Source organism: Aeromonas popoffii (assembly GCF_000820025.1).
In the GTDB taxonomy this organism is placed as follows: domain Bacteria; phylum Pseudomonadota; class Gammaproteobacteria; order Enterobacterales; family Aeromonadaceae; genus Aeromonas; species Aeromonas popoffii.
The window spans coordinates 3,925-5,824 of the sequence record NZ_CDBI01000007.1 but is presented as its reverse complement, the minus strand read 5'-3'; the positions used below and the strand labels follow the sequence as shown (position 1 = coordinate 5,824).

Genomic DNA, 1,900 nt, shown 5'->3' with positions numbered 1-1,900 from the left:
ATCACCTCCTGTTACATGTGACAGGGGCAAGGTTGGGCAAGAGCTGCTATCGGGCAGAAAGTGAGGCGCAAACGATTGGAAAAAGAAAAGACGCCGCAAGGGCGTCTTTTTGCATTTTTATGCTCAAAGGGCAGAAGGGCGTGAGCCGCTTATTCCCATTCGATGGTTGCGGGCGGCTTGCCGGAGACGTCGTACACCACGCGAGAGATACCGCTGATCTCGTTGATGATGCGGTTTGACACATGACCGAGGAAGTCATAGGGCAGATGGGCCCAGTGAGCAGTCATAAAGTCGATGGTTTCGACGGCGCGCAGGGCAATCACCCAGTCATATTTGCGGCCATCGCCCATGACGCCAACGGAGCGCACCGGCAGGAAGACGGCGAACGCCTGGCTGACTTGGTTGTAGAGGTCGGCCTTGCGCAGCTCTTCGATAAAGACCGCATCGGCTTTACGCAGCAGATCGCAGTACTCTTTCTTCACTTCACCCAGCACGCGCACGCCCAGACCCGGGCCCGGGAACGGATGACGGTAGAGCATGTCGTAGGGCAAGCCCAGCTCGAGGCCGACACGGCGCACTTCATCTTTGAACAGCTCGCGCAGCGGCTCGACCAGACCCATCTTCATCTCGGCCGGCAGGCCGCCGACGTTGTGGTGAGACTTGATGACGTGGGCCTTGCCAGTGGCGCTGGCGGCCGATTCGATCACATCCGGATAGATGGTGCCTTGTGCCAGCCAGCGGGCATTTTTCAGCTTCTTGGCTTGGTCGTCGAACACCTCGACGAAGACACGGCCGATGATCTTGCGCTTGGCTTCCGGCTCATTTTCACCTGCCAGGGCAGAGAGGAAGCGCTCTTCCGCTTCAACCTTGATGATGTTGAGACCGAAGTGGTCACCAAACATCTCCATCACCTGCTCACCCTCGTTCAGGCGCAGCAGACCGTTGTCGACGAAGACGCAGGTCAGGCGATCGCCGATGGCGCGGTGCACCAGCATGGCGACCACGGAGGAGTCGACACCGCCGGAGAGGCCCAGAATCACTTCATCGTCACCCACTTGCTCGCGGATGCGGGCCACGGCGTCATCGATGATAGTGGCCGGGGTCCACAGGCATTCGCAGCCGCAGATGTCTTTAACGAAGTGCTCCAGCATGCGGGCACCCTGACGGGTGTGGGTCACTTCCGGGTGGAACTGCACGCCGTAGAAACGCTTGGCTTCATTGGCCATGGCCGCGTGGGGGCAGGTGGCGGTCTGGGCGATGGTGGTGAAGTCGGCCGGGATGGCGGTGACCTTGTCGCCGTGGCTCATCCAGACGTCCAGCAGCGCATTGCCGTTGGGGGCGATGGCATCTTCGATGCTGCGCAGCAGGGCATTGGTCTGGCCCAGCACTTCAACCTGGGCATAACCGAATTCACGTTCGGTGGAGGATTGCACCTTGCCACCCAGCTGCTCGGCCATGGTCTGCATGCCGTAGCAGATGCCGAACACCGGGACACCGGCGTTGAACACATACTCGGGGGCACGGGGGCTGCCCGCTTCGGTCACAGACTCCGGGCCGCCGGAGAGGATGATGCCGCTCGGGTTGAATTCGCGGATCTGCGCTTCGGTCACATCCCAGGCCCACAGTTCGCAGTAAACACCGATCTCGCGCACACGGCGGGCAATCAGCTGGGTGTACTGGGAACCGAAGTCAAGGATAAGGATACGGTGCTGGTGAATGTCTTTAGTCATTTTATTCCTGCATCAGGCTGATGTTGTAACAAAAAGCTCGGGGATAAAAAGGGGTGGAGAAACGGGGCCGTAGCCCCGTTTTATCAGCCCATCCGATAGTTGGGGGCTTCTTTGGTAATGGTCACATCGTGGACGTGGGACTCTTTCATCCCTGCACCCGAGATGCGCAC

1 protein-coding gene is annotated in these 1,900 nt (G+C 59.6%); it reads right to left on the bottom strand.

What is annotated here, in order from left to right; genetic code table 11:
* Nucleotides 1-149 precede the first annotated feature (149 nt).
* Entirely contained in the window at nt 150-1,730 is a 1,581-nt protein-coding gene (guaA, locus tag BN1129_RS01345; protein WP_042034000.1) for a glutamine-hydrolyzing GMP synthase, read from the bottom strand.
* Nucleotides 1,731-1,900 lie beyond the last annotated feature (170 nt).

Coding starts and splice junctions, on each gene's coding strand:
- guaA (WP_042034000.1), bottom strand. CDS start 1,730: ATGACTAAAGACATTCACCAGCACCGTATCCTTATCCTTGACTTCGGT.